Source organism: Nostoc sp. C96, from assembly GCF_059384975.1.
In genome coordinates, this window is record NZ_CM182020.1 from 6,028,630 (window position 1) to 6,047,020 (window position 18,391).

Below are 18,391 nucleotides of genomic sequence, written 5' to 3' on the forward strand. Positions count from 1 at the left end.
CACTTCTGACAATCGTTTTTTGTTTTCGCTTTTAATTACATTATATTAAGGAATCGTTACTTTTGTAAACGTTATTTATCTCCAGAAAATTAAATTTTGGTTATCGATGAGAATATATACTCATCAATTCTGCGATTTTGACCATAAACAGGAATAAATACTTATCCAATTTCATGGCTAGTCCATTCTAGGTATAAATTTTTGTAACGTCAACAAAAACGGCGGCATCAGCCGCCGTTACATTCCTTAACTAAAAGTAAGTTGAAGCAGGGATGTTACCCTAAAGATTTTGGGTTTAATCCTAAACAATACGGTTGACAATTGTCCAAACTTCCCCATCAGAACGAACATAGGGAACAGAGATTGTCTTGAATCCGGTAATGAAAGGTTTGTAATAAACCTGCCAATATAAAGGACTGAGATAATCAGCAGTCGCTTTTAACTGGCGGATTTCGCTGGCTAATTCTGCTGCTAGTTCGTTAACGCGTTCGGCATGAACCTGTGCTACTTTTTTCGCTTCTTCCAGTTGCTGCTGTATCGTCAGTTCGTTTGATTCAACTTGCCAACGAGTTAATTGGGTTTGTTTGTGTTGTATCTGGCTTGTCAAAGCAGCGATCGCATCATCTATACCTTTGAGTTCCACTGACAGTTGAGCATTTTCTCTAGCTTTGCGGCGGTAAGCTTCAATAATTGCTGAAGGTGTATTATCGCCAGATATCTCATTATTAATAGTCAGAGCAGCGCGTTCTTGCTGAAGAACTTGAATGTGAGACTTGAGTACTGCTATCTCGGACTGAATCTGATCCATAGTTAAAGTGCTGAGTAAAAGAGTTTTATAAAATGGTTGCGCCTTGGGTGTCTAAAGCAAGCGATCGCACAACAGCATCAATACCTGCGGTTTTCCAAGCTGAAGCCATTGCCAACTCTACAGCTTGAGAATGTGCCACATCCGCTAAAGCCAACAGCGTCGGCCCTGCACCACTAATCACCATACCGAATGCACCAGCAGCCACCGCCGCCGTATTCACCGCATCGTAACCAGGAATTAAAGCTTTACGGTAAGGCTGATGCAACTTATCTTGCAAAGCTGCCTTTAACCATTCTCCCTTACCAGTTTCTAAACCACGTAACAATAATCCTAAATGAGCAGTATTGAAAATTGCATCTGCCCGACTAAACTCAGTGGGTAAAACACGCCGTGCTTCTGAGGTAGACAACTCAAAATTGGGAATCGCCACAACAGGCACAATACTTTCATGCCAAAGAACATCACAAATTTCCCAACCAGCTTCACTAGTAGCCGCTAGACGACATCCACCGATTAATGCTGGAACTACATTATCAGGGTGTCCTTCCATTGCGATCGCAATTTCCATCACCTGCACTTGAGATAGAGGTTCACCCGCAAGTTGATTCGCCGCCACCAAACCACCAACGATTGCCGTCGCTGAACTACCTAAACCCCGCGCCAGTGGAACACCCAAACCAATCTCAATTTTCACAGGTGGCGGTGTTTTATCTATATATTGATATAACTTCAAAAACGCCTGATAAAGTAAATTACTCTCATCAGTTTGCACTCGTTCAGCTTCTGCACCCGTGACATGAATAGTTAAACCACCTTCGTCTAAGCGTGTAAACCTAAACTGGTTACAAAGCGTCAAAGCTGCGCCGATGCAATCAAAACCCGGCCCCAAATTAGCTGTTGTAGCAGGGACATTAACTGTAACAGAAGAAATAACAGACATCTGCAAATAACTCACCTAACCAATCAACCAGCATCCCATGTAACTGGTTGATTTGTTCAATACTTATGGCACTCAACCGAGCATTTTAAGCTTGGCTATAGGTATAAAATTGTTCTTAGTCCTTCGTCTACTTCCTCTTGCAAGTAGTCTGGTAATGCTCCAACTCGTTCAACCAAAAAGCTTTTGTCGATAGTCAAGAGTTGACATACATTAACAACAGAATCTCTGGGTAAGCCTGATGCTTCACGCGATAACAATACATTTCCTGGGGCTGCTGCCAATTGAATATTTGAGGTGATAACAGCAACTATGACTGTACTGATCCGGCTTTGATTAAATGTATCATCTTGAATTATCAACACAGGACGACGATAACCAGGCTCAGAAGCAACAGGATCAGGTAGGTTCGCCCACCAAATTTCACCCCGATACATTACCAATCCTCTTGAGGCAGCGACATAAATTGCATCTGTGCCAACACTGAATCTAGTTCAGCAGATTCTTGAGAATAAACTTGGTTCAGCTTGTTCAGAATTTGATTCCGGTTGTGCTTTTGCAGATACGCTTGCAACGCTTTTGTATAAAGTTCACTGCGTGATATTCCTAACTGTGCAGCAAGTGCTTCTGCTTCTTCAAAAACTGAATCTGGTAGCGAAATAGCAGTTTTCATAGGTTTTTTGACTGTAATCGCCTATAGTTATACTTTAGTTATACCAAAATCGCAAGAGAAATTCATCTCAAGTTGCCATAGAGAAGCCTCTTAGTTGCATCAAATTTTAATCAATAATCTGCCTTCTCAAGGACTTAATTTGTCCGTGCTTAGTTTTACTGTCAAGACGTTTTTTTTGAGAATTGCGAGTAGGTTTGGTTGGTTTGCGTATTTCGGGCAATACGACTGCGCTGAGTATGAGTTGCTTGAGTCGTTGCAAAGCTTCTTCCCGGTTTTGCTCTTGGCTACGGTGTTCTTGAGCCTTGATGACAACAACTCCATCTTGAGTTATGCGTTGATCGTTTAGTTTGAGAAGTTGCTGTTTATAGAAAGCGGGTAGTGATGAACCTTCAATGTCAAAGCGTAAGTGGATAGCTGTAGCAACCTTATTGACATTTTGACCCCCTGCTCCTTGAGAACGAATCGCGCTAATTTCGAGTTCGCTATCGGGGATGATAATTTTATTCTTAATTTGCAGCATAACTTATATATAGCTTATTAGGCGTGATCGCTATATTTATCAATTGAGCGAATCACCTTTTAATTAATACAGTTTCGTTTACAAGTCTGGGTAACACCCAGGCTTGTAATTGTTAGAAGTTATCGAAATTAGCGATCGCATCTTGCAATTTCTGTATCACTTCATCTACAGAAATTGCACCTAATTCTCCCGAAGCGCGGGTACGGATGCTTAAAGAGTTGGTTTCAACTTCTTTTGCACCTACCACTGCCATTACTGGTATTTTATCTTTCTCGGCGTTGCGGATTAATTTACCCAAGCGATCGCCACTGGTGTCAACTTCGGCACGGATACCCAAAGTCAGCATTTTCGCTACTACAGCTTTCGCAAAATCTAGCTGTGCATCACTCACAGATAGCAAGCGAATCTGCACAGGTGCTAACCACAAGGGGAAATCACCTGCATACTCTTCAATTAATATGCCAATCAGCCGTTCTAGAGAACCAAAAGGCGCACGGTGAATCATTACCGGACGCTTGCGGGAACCATCTTCAGCGACGTATTCTAAATCAAAGCGTTCTGGTAAGTTGTAGTCAACTTGCACAGTTCCTAATTGCCATTCTCTTTCCAACGCATCTTGGAAGATAAAGTCGAGTTTTGGCCCGTAAAATGCCGCTTCGCCAATACCTTCAAAATGATCCATTCCTAGCTGTTCCACAGCGCGGCGAATCGCACCTTGAGCTTTTTCCCAAGCTTCATCAGAACCGATATATTTATCACTTGCAGGGTCGCGGAAACTGAGTCTAGCTTTGAAGTTCTTCAATTGCAGACTCTTGAACACCGACAAAATCAAATCCACTACATTGAGGAATTCGCTGTCTAGCTGTTCTGGAGTGACAAACAAGTGGGAGTCATCCACAGTAAAGCCGCGCACTCTAGTTAAACCACCTAATTCTCCTGATTGTTCATAGCGGTAAACAGTGCCAAATTCTGCCAAGCGCATAGGTAGTTCCCGATAGGAACGCAATTCACTCTTATATATTTGGATGTGGAAGGGACAGTTCATCGGCTTCATGACAAAGCCTTGCTCAAGTGCGGCGGCGGCTTCATCCTCGGCCATCAAGGGGAACATATCTTCCTTATATTTTTGCCAGTGGCCGGAGGTTTTAAATAAATCCACTCTGGCAATATGGGGAGTGACTACAGGCAAATAGCCACGTTTTAGTTGTTCCTGCTTGAGGAAGTCTTCTAAAATATTACGCAATAAAGTACCTTTGGGAGTCCACAAAGGTAAACCCGGCCCAACTAAGTCAGAAAAGATAAATAATCCCAGTTCTTTGCCGAGTTTGCGGTGGTCACGACGCAGTGCTTCTTCTTTGCGGCGTTTGTACTCAGCTAGTTGTTCTGGACTTTCCCACGCAGTACCGTAAATACGCTGTAGTTGCGCTTTGGTTTCATCTCCGCGCCAATATGCACCCGCAACACTTTCTAAATCAATGGCTTTGGGGTTCAAATCTTTGGTATTTTCGACATGAGGCCCAGCGCACAAATCCCACCATTGATCACCCAAGTGATAAATAGTGATGGGTTCTTTTAAATCTGCCAGAATTTCTAACTTATAAGGTTCGTTGATTTCTTTAATGCGGCGTTCGGCTTCTTCCCGACTGACTTCTTCTCTAGTTACTGGCAATTTGCGATTGATAATCTTCGCCATCTCTTTTTGAATGGCTTTGAGGTCTTTGTCAGTAAATGGCTCTGGACTGTCGAAGTCGTAATAAAATCCATTTTCTATCCAGGGGCCAATTGTAACTTGCGCCTTGGGAAACAGCTTCTGCACTGCCATTGCCATCACATGAGAAGTTGTATGGCGAATCTTTTTTAAATTCTCTGATTCGCTGGTACGGGGTAGCTTAATTTTTTCTGGTTGTTCTGCTTGATGTATATCTTGATTAGGCGACATTGGCTGCTGAACCATTGGCGAAGTGATTGCAAAAAGTAATTTATTCGTTAAAGTGCCGAAAAACTTACCCAAATATAACATCTGGTCATCTTTCAGCTTGACAGACTTTTAGCTGCACTGGATGCACTCTAGCATTCTCTGAAGTCTGAAGTATGAAACTTGATCTTAGCTTGCAGATAGCATTTTCTCTTGTCTACAGTCTTTAGCCTTAACTTCCCAGGGTAAAGGTATTATGTCTTGATTGTTAAAATTTAAATTTTGTAACTACAACGACAGATTTATTTAACTTTTTTTCTAAAGACATAGCATACAATAATATTAAGTTTTGTAAAAAACGTTAATATTAATTAGAAAAATAGAAGTATCCTTCAGATCTATGCAAGACTCAAATTTACCAGGGACTGAGTTGCTAAAAACTGTATTAGAGCCTTTGTTACAAGACTTTCAATATTGGTTTACGCGATCGCGCAACCTTTTAGAAACTGAGCAACTCTCATTTATGAGTCACCAAGAACAATCTGACCTGCTGTTACGAGTCAAGCAAGCACAAGCAGAATTAAATACAGCAAAAATGCTATTTACTGCCACTAATCAACAAGTCGGAATTGATATGACAACTTTAATGCCTTGGCATCAATTGGTTACGGAATGCTGGAAGGTAGCGATGCGTTTCCACCAAGAAAAAGAAAATTAAAGTGTAGTGACTAATTGCCTCTAGCGATATATGACGAGATTCGCATAGATACTATATAATCCTTAATAAATTTTTTATTAACAAATAATGTATCCTATGCTACCGTAAATTGAATAGCCTTTGATAAATTTTTCCAATATTAATCAATAATAAACTCACCAAAAGTGCGTTAAACATTTACACCCGCTGAGATTCCTAGCATCAGCGAAGCTTTTCAGTATAGGGTTTTTAAACTTGCTGCTCCTGGAGGAAAACCATATTATGTTGCACCTACTCTACATTCTTGCTTTTACGATTCTTGCTTGTATCGCGGTTGCTAATTTAATTCGCAATCTAGTCATGTTTAGTTTTGACCGAGAACGAAATTATCCAGTCAGATCTTCTGCAATAGGTAATCAAGGTTATCTTTCTGCCAAAAAATCAGTCCCCCATCCAGAATTGTTAGATAGCGCTGGCAATATTATTAAAGAACCACTGTTAGTTATGCGCTCAATTAACGTTGAAGATGCTAGACAACAGCTAGATGCTATTTACGAAGCTTCTCCCGGACACAAGAGTGAAAATCACGAAAAATAGTAGATAAAGTATAAAGTCTCTAAGAAGAAAGATTTTATACTTCATCATTGATACTTGATTATTAAAGATTACGCTTCGATAACTACCCGGAGATTGCCACGTTTTTTAGCTACGCGGCAAGCCGTAGTATTACCAGAACGCTCAAATTCTAAATCTAGAATTGTCGTGCCAACTCGCAAATTGTGAAATGACAGCTGATTAATCGACTCTGGTAAAGCGGGGTCGATAATTCGTAAGCAGTTATTTTGTGCGTCTGGTACTAAATTGACGATCATTTGCAGCAATTGAAATACACTACCAGTAGCCCAAGCTTGCGGTGAACAAGCAACAGGATATTGTACAGGGGCATTGTCACCATTGCGTTCGTAACCGCAAAAAAGTTCTGGTGGACGTTGGTATGGCTGCTGACTCGTCATATCGAAGATGCCTTGAAAAAGTTCCAAGGCTTGATCGATTAAACCGAGCGATCGCAAACCCATCGCAATCAAAGAGTTATCATGAGGCCACACCGAACCAATGTGATAACCCATCGGATTATATGCAGGCGATAAACTGCTTAAAGTCCGAATCCCCCAACCATTAAACATATCTGGTGCGCGTAACCTTTCTGCCACACTGTAAGCTTTTTCGGGGGTAAAGATGCCTAATTGTAAACAATGACCGGGGTTAGATGTAACACTATCGACCTGTTTACCTTCACCATCCAAAGCCAAAGCGCAGAAATCTTGGTCTTCTATCCAAAAGTCACGATTAAAACGCATCTTGAGATTTCTGGCTTCTTCTTGCCAACGGTCTGCTAAATCAAGCCGCTTCTTCATTCTGGCAATTTCAGCTAGACGAATCTTAGCAGAATAAACGTAAGCTTGGACTTCACACAGGGCAATTGACCCATTAGCCAAATCTCCCTTACGATCAACAATACAATCACCTGAATCTTTCCAACCTTGATTCGTTAAACCACGTTTAGATTTACGATAGTAGCTCAGATAGCCAGTTGCTTGCAGATGACTATCAATCCAATCCATCGCAGCTATAGCATTCGGCCAAAGCTGTTCTAAGGTTTCGTGGTCATGAGTCCAAATGTAGTATTCTCCATACAACATCAACCATAAAGGTGTCGCATCAACTGTACCGTAGTAAGGTGTATGGGGAATTTCTTGGCAACGAGCCATTTCTCCCAAACGTAATTCGTGGAGAATTTTCCCTGGTTCTTCTTCGCGCCATTCATCTTCAGTTTTACCTTGGTATGCTGCCAGTAGCAGCAAGGTTTCTTTAGCAATTTGAGAGTTTAATATTAATGTTTGGGAAGCCGTAATGATGGAATCTCGACCAAACAACGTTGAAAACCAAGGTACACCAGCAGAAACAGTCTTGTACTTGCCAAAGGACTGGCGTAATAAGTACATATCTTGTTCCGCGCGGTCAATGATGTGATTGAGGATACTTTTATCTGAACTAATGCGGGTAATTTGTTGCACCCAATTTTGTTCTTCCATCAATTCTGCGGCTTTGGCCTGTCCTAGGGTAAAAGCCGCACTGACAGTAGAACTAGAGGTATTGTTAGTTAACAAATTGATGCGGTAGCCAATTTTGAGAGTTTCATGAGTTGCTAACTCTAACTGCCATACGGCCGTGTAACCTTTAAAGTAATCTGGTAGACGATGCTGAAATTGGATACGAGACTCCATCACTAAGCCATCCAGACCTTGATAGGCTAATGTTAAGAATTCGGCTTTGTGGGTCTCAGCATGAAGTGATACAGAACCACCACTATCACCATTCAAGGTGGTTCTATCTTCGGGTTTGGGTTCTACTAAACGGAGAAGTTTACCTCGATTATCTCGGCCATAACCTCGCACTTCAAACAAATCGACAAAATCTGCGTCAAAGCTAATGCTGAGTTCAAAACTGACAGTAGTGGTGCTGTAGTTTGATACTTCGATTTCTTCAAATAGTGCGCCATTGAGGACAATTTCGCGGCGAATCCCGATGTTATCAGCTTTGAGGCGATTGTCAATTCTGGGGTTAGTACACAAAACAGAAAGAGAAAATCCTTTTTCCGCAGTGCTGCCCAGGAGTATAGGCGATCGCCCTTCAATTTGCAATTCCAGACGGTTGAGAAATCGCGTATCACAACAAAACAATCCCATACTAGGGTTGCCTTCATTCAGAGAACAGCCAGAAATGTTCCCTATCGTATCTGTAACTAGGAATAAATCATCATCTTTTACCGTCAGCGTTGGTTGTGGTCTTTCACTCACAACACAAGGCCACTCTGGCATAGGTAACTGTTCTGCTGGAATAAAAGTCTTTCCGTCTAATGAAATTTTTTCTTGGGTGATTAGCAAATCCGGTGTCATCAGCCAAAATTCCGTATACAGGGCTATGTTGTCGTAATTAGAGTAACTTTGATGAATTCAACAGCAGTAAAATCCAAGCAAAAAAATACTGCTCAGAAATGGAAAAAAGACGTTATGGAAAACTTATGAGACAAAATTTACATAACAAATCTTTATAAATTTATATTGTCTTGGGTGAAAGTCAAGGCTGATAATAAAGGATTTTTACTGATATTAAATCAACCCTGGTATATACTCTCGCTTTACTCGCTGTTTCTTCTATTTTGAAGACCAAGCTACAGAATTGAATCAGAATACAGAACTCAGAACTCAGGCAGAGGCAGTCCCGTGGGCAAACTTGAGCCAACTGCCGTACAGAATCAATCTCTTGGGAAAAAGACACGCTACTGTTGAAACAAAACTAAATAGTAGATTTATTGGGCGTATGAACACAAAAGTCAATTTTGGATTCTGTAAGAGCCTAGACTTTCCCTTGCCGCAGGGTACGTCCGTTCGCCCATACCACTCCTGATTTCTGTTTTGATAAACTTTCAGTTAACGAAAGAGCAGATCTGACCGAGAATGTATATTGAGCGTAGTAGCTGAGGATTTAAATCATCCCAATGGGCAAAATGTAGATCAAGAAACAACATTTCAGTGAAGACCAAAGCATCTTTAGTGTATGGCTATGCCACGTCCGTGCCTAACTACGCTAAGATGCCCACGGAATTGATAACCGTTATTGGTCTTGCCTTCATTCTAGACCGGGATATTTGTCAAGAAAACTACAGACACTCCTCCGACAGTTAGGCAGAGTAACTTGCCATCTGAAGAGTAAAAGCTGAAAAATACACAAAAAAAGTGTTTTGACTTTTAGCAACGTGGAGTGAAAACAAATTGCTGCGACTAGCTTTTAACAGCGCTGTTTAGGATTCTTTACATAATGCAAGGTCTGGTCTAGTTTGAGAGTTCATTGTAATTTGTACAATGCAGCTGTGACGTGGATTTTTTCTGTGAAAGTGGCTCCTTAAACAATATTCATGAGCATTTCGACTTCCGTGCTGAGTGATCTGCTACAGTTCATTCCTTACCTGCGGCCCCAGCTATATTTCAAAGCTTCACTAACCGCCCTCTCCCACGCGATGGAAGATCAAGTTTTGGCGGCAACTTTAGACAGGCCTTTGGTAATTGCCAGCTTTCAACGAGAGCGCTTTTATCGCCAAGAAGCTCATCGGTATCAAAGACTGGCACAACGCAGTAATCAAATATACGTTTTATCTGCACCAGAAACGGACTTTGCCAATAGCTCAGAATACTATGAAAAAGTTGCCTTTGAACCAGATGATGCTTTAACTCAAGAGTGGCACTTAGTAGTGATTGCTGATAATTATGCTACTTGCTTGGTATGTCGAGAAAGCCTGGGTTCCATTGCCAAAAATCAACAAGTACCAGAGTTTAGTTCAGGCCTCGATATAGATACAGCACGCAGGTTTGAGGGAGTTTGGACATCGGAGAGAGGAGTCAGCATTAAAGCTGCACAATTGTTATTAGACAGGATTATAGTTTATCGACCAGACTTAGCAAAAAAAATCAAGGAGGCACGCCAACGATTTGGGATTGGGGAGCCAAGAACTTATTCGCAAATCGGACAACCCGAATTTGCTTGTGATATCGATACAGACCCATTTGTGCAGCGATTGGTAACTTATTTGCAAGCTAGTCAGTATAAATTGCACAAAGCTTATCGCTCAATTATTGCCCAAGCCCGCAAAGAACGTTTAATTAATTCTATTAGTACGGCAATTAGGCGATCGCTTGATCCCCATGAAGTATTGCAAATCGCTGCCCAAGAATTAGGGCAACACTTAGGGGCAAGTCGTTGTTTAATTTACCGCGCTCAAGCTACAGAAGCCCAAGCCACGATTGAACATGAATTTTTGACGGCTGACGTTTTATCTGTTTATGGGCAAACCTGGGATTTAGATAATAATCTGTTATTTCAGGAAGTTGTGCAGCAAGGTGAGGGCGTTTGTGTGGCTGACACCCTGAACGACTTGCGGATCAGTACTTCCACAGCCCTTTCCTTAATTGCCAAAAAATTTAGTATTCGTTCTTGGTTGATGGAACCAGTGTTATCTCAGGGACGACTGCTAGGGATTGTTGAATTACACTATTGCAGCGTACCACCCCACCAGTGGCAACCAGGGGAATTTGATTTGGTCAAAGCGATCGCCACCCAAATCGGAGCCGCTTTAATTCAAGCCGAAGCTTACGCCAACCTCGAAGAACTCAACCAACAACTAGAAGCCCTTGATCGTACCCGCAGCAACTTAATCGCCATTACCGGACATGAACTGCGTACCCCGTTATCTACCATTCAAGTGTGCTTAGAAAGCCTCGCCAGCGAACCGGATATGCCCTTGGAATTACAGCAGGTAATGTTAAATACAGCCCTGACCGATTCCGAACGGATGCGGAAACTAGTCCAGGATTTTCTCACTCTATCTAACTTAGAAAGCGGCCGTGTGGAATGGCACCCCGAATCACTCACTTTACAAGAGTGTGTGGATTTAGCACTCAGCCGCATTCGTACCCGCCCCACAATGGAAAATCCTCCCAAAATCAAGGCAGAAATTCCCGATAACCTGCCCTTAGTCAAAGCTGATGGTGATTGGTTAGTGGAAGTATTGGCAAAACTCATCGACAACGCCTGCAAATTTACGCCATCTGAGGGGGAAATTTCCCTTTATGCCATCCAAAATGCCACTCAGATGCTGGAAGTCACTGTGGCGGATACAGGGCGCGGTATTGAGCCAAATCGCTTGGAAGTAGTATTTGACCGCTTTTATCAAGAAGAAGGGGCGCTACGGCGTACCGCTGGCGGTACAGGTTTGGGTTTAGCAATTTGTCGGCAAATTGTCAATGGTTGGGGTGGTGAAATTTGGGCAGAGTCTAAAGGCAAAGACCAAGGTAGCCAGTTTCATTTCACTATTCCCATTGTTTTGGGTAGCCAGGAAGAGAAGCGGACAAAGATGAAGAGTAAATAGTCATTTGTCAATAGTCATTTCTCAATAGTTATGAAAAATAACAAATAACCAATGACGAATGACAAACAACTGTTACAGACTATGACGCGATCGCAATATGATCGTAATGGCGGTGTTACGATGCCCTAAAAACCTTGAGAGAATGCTCTATGGCAGAAACACTTTCTGGAAAAACCCCACTGTTCGCTGGTAGTACTGGCGGTTTGCTCACCAAAGCAAAAGAGGAAGAAAAGTACGCTATCACTTGGACTAGCCCCAAGGCACAGGTATTTGAATTACCTACAGGTGGCGCTGCTACTATGAACCAAGGCGAAAACTTGCTTTACTTGGCTCGTAAAGAATACGGCATTGCTTTGGGCGGTCAACTCCGCAAGTTCAAAATCACAGACTACAAAATCTACCGGATTTTGCCTAATGGAGAAACCACCTTCATTCACCCAGCAGATGGTGTCTTCCCTGAAAAAGTTAACCCAGGCCGTGAGAAAGTACGTCACGTACCCCGTCGCATTGGCCAAAACCCCAGCCCCTCAGCACTCAAGTTCAGCGGTAAACAAACCTACGATGCCTAGAACATAGGTAAATTCAGGGACTGGGTAAGAAAAAGTATAAAGTATGAAGTGTAAAGTATGAAATTAATTTCATGCCTTAGCCTTGATGCGGAAATCTTTATCCTGCCCAGTCCCCAATCGTCCATGCCATAACAGTTTATGATTTTTCCCGATTTCTCTGATTTTTCTCAATTAGCTTCGCAAGGTAACTTTGTCCCGGTGTATCAAGAATGGGTAGCAGATTTAGATACACCAGTCTCTGCATGGTACAAAGTTTGTGCTGGACAGCCCTACAGCTTTTTGTTGGAATCGGTGGAAGGCGGTGAAAAAATCGGACGCTATAGTTTTGTCGGTTGCGATCCGTTGTGGGTGTTAGAAGCCAGAGGAGAAACAACAACCCAAACACACCGAGATGGTTCGCAAGTTGTGTTTGCTGGTGATCCGTTTACGGCTTTAGCCCAATGTCTTGAGCCTTATCAGCCCATCAAATTACCCCAATTACCGCCAGGAATTGGAGGATTATTTGGGTTTTGGGGTTATGAATTGATTCGCTGGATTGAACCGCGTGTCCCCGTCCATCCCCAAGATGAACGCAATATCCCCGATGGTTTATGGATGCAGGTAGACCAATTAATTATTTTTGACCAAGTAAAGCGGAAAATTTGGGCGATCGCATATTCTGATTTACGTGACCCGAATGTAGATTTACAAGCAGCGTATCAAACAGCCTGCGATCGCGTTACTAATTTGGTCAGTAAGTTGTCTCTACCAGTGTCGCCGCAAAAAACAATCCTGGAATGGACACCTCCCGGTAATCAAAAAGCAGAAAACACCGAATTAGAGTACACCAGCAACTTCACCCGCCCAGAATTCTGCGCCAGCGTCCAAAAGGCCAAAGACTACATCAAAGCAGGTGATATCTTCCAAGTTGTTATTTCCCAGCGACTCTCTACAGAATACACAGGCGACCCTTTTGCCCTTTACCGTTCGCTGCGGCAAATTAATCCTTCGCCTTACATGGCTTATTTCCACTTCCAAGATTGGCAAATTATTGGCTCCAGTCCCGAAGTTATGGTGAAAGCCGAACGTGACCCAGATGAGGGCATTATCGCCACAGTCCGCCCCATTGCAGGCACACGTCCACGAGGTAAAACCACCAAAACAGATGCGGCCTTTGCCGAAGATTTACTCCAGAACCCCAAGGAAATTGCCGAACACGTCATGCTAGTTGACTTAGGACGGAATGATTTGGGGCGAGTTTGTCAAAGCGGTAGCGTTCAAGTTGATGAATTGATGGTAGTTGAGCGCTACTCTCATGTGATGCACATCGTGAGTAATGTGGTAGGTAAATTAGCCCCAAATAAAACTGCTTGGGATTTACTCAAAGCTTGCTTCCCCGCAGGGACTGTTAGCGGCGCACCCAAAATTCGGGCAATGGAAATTATTAACGAATTAGAACCGAGTCGCCGCGGTGTTTATTCTGGCGTGTATGGCTATTACGATTTTGAAGGACAATTAAATAGTGCGATCGCAATTCGCACAATGGTATTACGAGACAACATCGTTAGTGTTCAAGCTGGTGCAGGTTTGGTAGCTGATTCTGAACCAGAAAAAGAATATGAAGAGACATTAAATAAAGCTAGAGGGCTATTAGTCGCCATTCGCTGTTTGCGTTAAAGAAATTTGACGGAAATATAAACAATCCTGAGAAGTAGTAGTTCACCAACCCAATATTGCCGTGTAGACCCAGCAAGGGAGCAGGGGAGCAGGGGAGCAGGGGGGAATGAAGGTACTTACTCCCCTGCCCCTCTGCTGTCCAGCACGCAAATTTCTCTTGGCAGACTACTAGTAGGGACGTAGGCTTGTGCTTCCTGTAGAGTACGGCTGTTTGCCCCTACATAGATTTGTTCAAAAATCAAATCGGACTGTTATATCTCTCATATAAAGAGGAACTATCAAGCAACAACTGAGAACTTATTGTAGTTTTGTAACGTTTTTGTTATATTTCTTTACAGAGGGTAATTAAATGCGCTCAAGTATTTTGCCTCAGACTTTAATTGCAAAGTCGGTTCGGGTGTACAGTTATTGACCAATTTCAACTACATCAAGTTAGATAAATGATCATTTGGAAAGCGGGCTGTATGGATGCTGATGAACTTCTCAGACGCTATCAGACAGGAGAGAGAAATTTCACTCAGATTTGCCTGCATTCAGTTAATCTTAGTGAGGTGTGTTTAGCTGGGATTAATTTGGATAGCGCCAGCTTGGTAAATGTTACCTTCTCTCATTCCAACCTGAGTGGAGCCAACCTCATTGCAGCAAATTTGGCAGCATCATATCTGTGGAGAACTAATCTTAGTGGTGCGAACCTAATTTGGACAAACTTAAAAGCTGCTAACTTAATTCGTGCCAACCTGAGTAACGTAGACTTACATAAAGCGTCTTTACAGAAATCAGACCTACGTTTAGCAGATTTATGCAATGCTGACCTCAGTGGTGCAGACTTAAGTGGTGCAGATTTGAGCTACGCTAACCTGAGTGGTGCTAACCTAGCAGGAGCAAATCTGAACGGTGCAAATCTCACTGGAGCCAACTTGAACAAAGCAGATTTAAGCTACACCAGTCTCAAGAAAACCATTTTGTTCAAAACTGATCTCAGTAATGTAGATTTTTCACAAGTCAGCTTGAAAACAGTTAATTTGGATGACATACTTGTGGCTCAATAGTGCCTGAAACAGCCAACTATTAATCTATATGAAAAGAAGCGATCGCTTTCTCTTTGATGAAGCGATCGCCTGAATTGTATACTGGCAGATACGAAAATATTTGAAAAAGTACACAGAAAATTTAGTATCTTTTGATAACTCAGAACAGAAATGTTATTTACTGACTCTGAAACAGTAGTGAGTAACGAAATTGTAGCTTGTAAATCGATATTGATAGATGCGCCCTTGATATAGGCATCAAGTTATTAACTTATAACGATTGGAAACATGGTTGTGACGAATTGAAGCCTCAAAAGCTTATTAATCAAGTTGTTAACAATCCAAAAGGCTACTAGCTGTTAGCTTTTTTTAGAGAACGGCGACGAGTTTTGAGTAAACCAATTGCACCTATACCAGCCAAGGCTAAGGTTGCAGAAGGTTCTGGAACACTAACACCTTTTGTTAATTCATGGGCATTTCTAGAACCAATATCTATGGCAAAAACGACATCATTATAATCTTTGTCGCCACCTCCCCATAAGTCTTCATAACCCAAGACTAAGAAGTTCTTGTACACATAACTCATTACGTGTTGTAAACCATCTGGATTGGTAGCTTCATTTAACCCAAATACACCTTTAACAGTTTGCCCTTGTTGGTTTTTGCCGTAGATACCTCCATTGATGTCATTAGAATGCAATAAGAAATCAAGTGTAGTACCAGCTTGGAATTGACCTAAGCTCACCCAGTCACCAATTTTTAATGGGCTGTCTTGTTGGGTTTTATTAGCTAAAGCATCGTTAGGATTTGCACAGAAATCTTTAAAATTTTGAAAAGCACTATCTTTGGTACTACAAGATGTATCGCCAAATATTTTTCCCGTGGTGACTGTATCACCATAAGTTGCTTTAAAATCTAAACGGTTGCGATAACCACCAGCAGTTTCACCAATGAAGAAGACTTTAGTATCGTGAGCATATTTCAGGGTTAGTTGAGATAAATCAACTTTCTGCGCTCCAATTGTCTCAGGTGATAAGTAGCGAGATTCTTTGCCCACAAAATCTTTGAAGTCTTGGATATTATCTTTAAAATCAGCTGGCGCTTCATTTCTGCTTTGAATGTTAACCGCGTTTGCTGGTGCAGCAGATACCCACAAGCCAGCTAATAAAGCTGTCGCAGTAAGTAAATTAGGGAACAATGAATTTTTCATGGCTTTCTATCACTAATTGAATCATAAATCTATTAGTAAGAGATTTGCCATGTATTCGTCTAGTTAATATTGGTAAAATTATTCACTTTTTTATATTCAGAACGATGAATTATAAGTACTTATAAAACTTATGTATTTACACTAAATAAGCATCGATAAACTATATTTTATCAGTACTTTTCACAGCTAATTTCTGGGAGAAATACTCAAGTATAAATACAGAAAAGAAAATCTCTAGCAATCCTAAATCATTGGTGAAAAAATATATTATTGACTTTCTTTACCAGTAAATTCACAAATCAAATAGGAATGCTGTAGATATTGCGGATGACTCCAAAACATTTTTAGTGATTTTGCTTTTCTTGTTGAGTTTCATCCTCGGAATTTACCAGAGTATGATTACAACAATCTGCGTGCGTGACTGATGGTATTACCTCTGGTACTGGGTCATAACCGCCAGGGTGAAATGGATGACAACGCAAGATGCGCCAAATTGCCATACAGCCACCGCGCACTACTCCAAACCTCTCTATTGCTTGGATGGCGTAAATAGAACAAGTTGGCTGAAAGCGACAAGTTGGGGGAAACAACGGCGAGATAAACATTCTGTAACCCCGAATTAGCCAAATAAATAATAGTTTCATTCCTGTTGCCCAAATCTTATAAATTAGAAATAAGGGTAAAAATGTCTAGCGTGTAACATTCTTGTTAATTCTGATTCCTGGTTTAACATCAATTCCACCTTTGTGGCTGCAAATTACCATAGTTGCAGTTTGGGTGTTGCTTATCCTCCTGCTTTCATGGGTGGTAAGTCGCTTTGCTACTGATGATTCAGAAATAGTCAGGAAAATAGTTCATATTGGTACTGGCAATGTGATACTGCTGGCTTGGTGGCTAGATATCCCGGCTGAAGTAGGTATTACAGCTTCGATTTTAGCGAGTATTGTGACTTTGTTATCTTATAGATTGCCGATTCTGCCGGGGATTAACAGCGTTGGTCGCCAAAGTTTAGGAACATTTTTTTATGCTGTGAGTTTTGGTATTTTAGTTGCCTGGTTTTGGCATTTGCAACAACCACAATATGCGGCGATTGGAATTATGGTAATGACTTGGGGAGATGGTTTAGCAGCATTGGTAGGTCAACGCTTTGGTCAACATAAGTATAAAGTTTTTGGGGTAAATAAAAGCTGGGAAGGCTCTTTGACTATGACGTTAGCCAGCTATATGGTGAGTAGTTTGATTTTGCTGGGGGTACAAGGAAATATCTGGCAAATTTGGGTGGTGTCATTGGCTGTGGCGATCGCAGCTACTGGTTTAGAAGCTGTTTCCTTGTTAGGTGTTGATAATTTAACCGTTCCTTTAGGTAGTGCCGGTTTAGCCTTTGTATTAATGCAACTATTGTCAGCTAACTAGGTTGAGATAGGATGTCTGATCGACAATCCAGAATAATGAATTAATTGAATGGGAATAAGCCAAAAAACTGTACTTATTCACTAAAATTTACTATTTTTACTCGCAAAATACTAGGATATCCTAAACACATAAAAGATTTTTTTATATCTACTGTGAGTAGTAAAACTATTGTTTTGATTTCTATCTATAGATTTATGATTTCCTGACAAACAGTGCTTATAGTTGGTTACTTAGGTGGTCAACCCACCAACTGTAAGTGAGGCTAACAATCATGTCACATCCAATATTTTTATCAGAGTTGTTGAGCGATTTATCCGATCAACGACTAGAATTAATTGTTACTGGCGCAGAGTTGGCGATCATCTGCGATTTTTATGCTGAATAATTATCACGGTATTACAAAAGCCAAATTGCGGAAATTTTGGGGTTTTGTAGAATCAAGGGATGAAATTTGTTTTGCAGTTTAACATCTGAACTCATCTCGCATTGATGCAATACCAATTTTTGATATTAGGATTTACGTAGTGAAACGAAAAATCAAAGGTTTGAGGAAGCGTGTAGGGGTATAGATGTTCACAGCCTTTACACCCAATCTCAACAGCTAATCTTTGTGCGTAAGTCCTGGATACCGCACAGCCATCTGTGCGATCGCTGTAGTTATGAGCAGTTTGATAGTGCCAAATAGAAATAGCTTTTTTCTAGCTTGAAAATCAATTTTGGCAATGATTTTGCCTTAATTAAGAAGAGGGGAGAGGAGATAGTTATTACTCGCTCAACGTAAGTGAGGTCTTTGAGGGAGTCTGAGTCTTCTCCTCTGTTTTCTCTCCGCGTTGCCCACGTTAGAGATGTGAGAAAAGTGATTGCTGTGCTTGTTTGGCACACACTTTTCTCTTCCCCCATAACTGATTATAAAGGATTATTTGTGATGATGTTATCTGCTTTTGATCAAGGGAATTTATGCAAAACTTACTTTAAGTGATCG

General features: G+C 41.4%; 16 protein-coding genes. 7 read left to right on the forward strand and 9 right to left on the reverse strand.

Features of this window, described 5'->3' with window-relative positions:
* Window positions 1-301 precede the first annotated feature (301 nt).
* The 6 genes from AC504W_RS25725 to thrS form a co-directional block, all read right to left on the reverse strand.
* Window positions 302-808 (reverse strand): hypothetical protein, encoded by a 507-nt coding sequence (locus AC504W_RS25725; protein WP_494875059.1) that lies wholly within the window; start codon window positions 806-808, stop codon window positions 302-304.
* A gap of 25 nt (window positions 809-833) precedes the next feature.
* Window positions 834-1,748: a homoserine kinase gene (gene thrB / locus AC504W_RS25730; RefSeq protein WP_494875060.1), complete on the reverse strand. Its 915-nt coding sequence runs from the start codon at window positions 1,746-1,748 to the stop codon at window positions 834-836.
* 95 nt (window positions 1,749-1,843) lie between these two features.
* Window positions 1,844-2,182, reverse strand: a complete 339-nt coding sequence (locus AC504W_RS25735) for a type II toxin-antitoxin system PemK/MazF family toxin (protein ID WP_494875061.1) — start codon at window positions 2,180-2,182, stop codon at window positions 1,844-1,846.
* Window positions 2,182-2,418, reverse strand: coding sequence for a hypothetical protein (locus AC504W_RS25740; RefSeq protein ID WP_494875062.1), 237 nt, complete (start codon window positions 2,416-2,418; stop codon window positions 2,182-2,184). Before AC504W_RS25740 ends, AC504W_RS25735 begins: the two co-directional genes overlap by 1 nt.
* 106 nt (window positions 2,419-2,524) lie before the next feature.
* A complete protein-coding gene (gene arfB / locus AC504W_RS25745) occupies window positions 2,525-2,938 on the reverse strand; it encodes an alternative ribosome rescue aminoacyl-tRNA hydrolase ArfB (RefSeq protein WP_494875063.1) in 414 nt (137 codons plus the stop codon).
* 112 nt (window positions 2,939-3,050) lie between these two features.
* Window positions 3,051-4,892 carry a threonine--tRNA ligase gene (gene thrS, locus AC504W_RS25750; RefSeq protein WP_494875064.1) on the reverse strand — a complete coding sequence of 614 codons (1,842 nt, stop codon included), beginning with the start codon at window positions 4,890-4,892 and terminating at the stop codon, window positions 3,051-3,053.
* 361 nt (window positions 4,893-5,253) lie between these two features.
* Between thrS and AC504W_RS25755 the strand changes: the two genes are divergently transcribed.
* Both AC504W_RS25755 and AC504W_RS25760 read left to right on the forward strand, forming a co-directional pair.
* A complete protein-coding gene (locus AC504W_RS25755) occupies window positions 5,254-5,571 on the forward strand; it encodes a DUF2605 domain-containing protein (protein ID WP_096581177.1) in 318 nt (105 codons plus the stop codon).
* Window positions 5,572-5,832: 261 nt separating this feature from the next.
* Window positions 5,833-6,147, forward strand: coding sequence for a DUF2973 domain-containing protein (locus AC504W_RS25760; RefSeq protein WP_494875065.1), 315 nt, complete (start codon window positions 5,833-5,835; stop codon window positions 6,145-6,147).
* 68 nt (window positions 6,148-6,215) lie between these two features.
* Here the strand turns inward: AC504W_RS25760 and AC504W_RS25765 are convergent, their stop codons facing one another.
* Window positions 6,216-8,507: an amylo-alpha-1,6-glucosidase gene (locus tag AC504W_RS25765; RefSeq protein ID WP_494875066.1), complete on the reverse strand. Its 2,292-nt coding sequence runs from the start codon at window positions 8,505-8,507 to the stop codon at window positions 6,216-6,218.
* A 1,019-nt stretch (window positions 8,508-9,526) separates the two neighbouring features.
* On the opposite strand from AC504W_RS25765, the gene AC504W_RS25770 reads away from it, so the two are divergent.
* The 4 genes from AC504W_RS25770 (at window position 9,527) to AC504W_RS25785 (ending at window position 14,807) form a co-directional block, all read left to right on the forward strand.
* Window positions 9,527-11,533: a DICT sensory domain-containing protein gene (locus AC504W_RS25770; protein ID WP_494875067.1), complete on the forward strand. Its 2,007-nt coding sequence runs from the start codon at window positions 9,527-9,529 to the stop codon at window positions 11,531-11,533.
* 149 nt (window positions 11,534-11,682) lie between these two features.
* Window positions 11,683-12,102 (forward strand): photosystem I reaction center subunit II PsaD, encoded by a 420-nt coding sequence (locus tag AC504W_RS25775; protein ID WP_096581185.1) that lies wholly within the window; start codon window positions 11,683-11,685, stop codon window positions 12,100-12,102.
* Between the two features lie 138 nt (window positions 12,103-12,240).
* Window positions 12,241-13,758, forward strand: a complete 1,518-nt coding sequence (gene trpE / locus AC504W_RS25780) for an anthranilate synthase component I (RefSeq protein ID WP_494879475.1) — start codon at window positions 12,241-12,243, stop codon at window positions 13,756-13,758.
* Window positions 13,759-14,198: 440 nt separating this feature from the next.
* Entirely contained in the window at window positions 14,199-14,807 is a 609-nt protein-coding gene (locus AC504W_RS25785) for a pentapeptide repeat-containing protein (protein WP_494875068.1), read from the forward strand.
* 331 nt (window positions 14,808-15,138) lie between these two features.
* Here the strand turns inward: AC504W_RS25785 and AC504W_RS25790 are convergent, their stop codons facing one another.
* A complete protein-coding gene (locus tag AC504W_RS25790) occupies window positions 15,139-15,996 on the reverse strand; it encodes a DUF4114 domain-containing protein (RefSeq protein WP_494875069.1) in 858 nt (285 codons plus the stop codon).
* A gap of 344 nt (window positions 15,997-16,340) precedes the next feature.
* A complete protein-coding gene (yidD, locus tag AC504W_RS25795; protein WP_494875070.1) occupies window positions 16,341-16,640 on the reverse strand; it encodes a membrane protein insertion efficiency factor YidD in 300 nt (99 codons plus the stop codon).
* Window positions 16,641-16,701: 61 nt separating this feature from the next.
* Here yidD and AC504W_RS25800 point away from each other — a divergent pair, with 61 nt between their 5' ends.
* Window positions 16,702-17,409 (forward strand): diacylglycerol/polyprenol kinase family protein, encoded by a 708-nt coding sequence (locus AC504W_RS25800; RefSeq protein ID WP_494875071.1) that lies wholly within the window; start codon window positions 16,702-16,704, stop codon window positions 17,407-17,409.
* The last annotated feature ends 982 nt before the right edge of the window (window positions 17,410-18,391 follow it).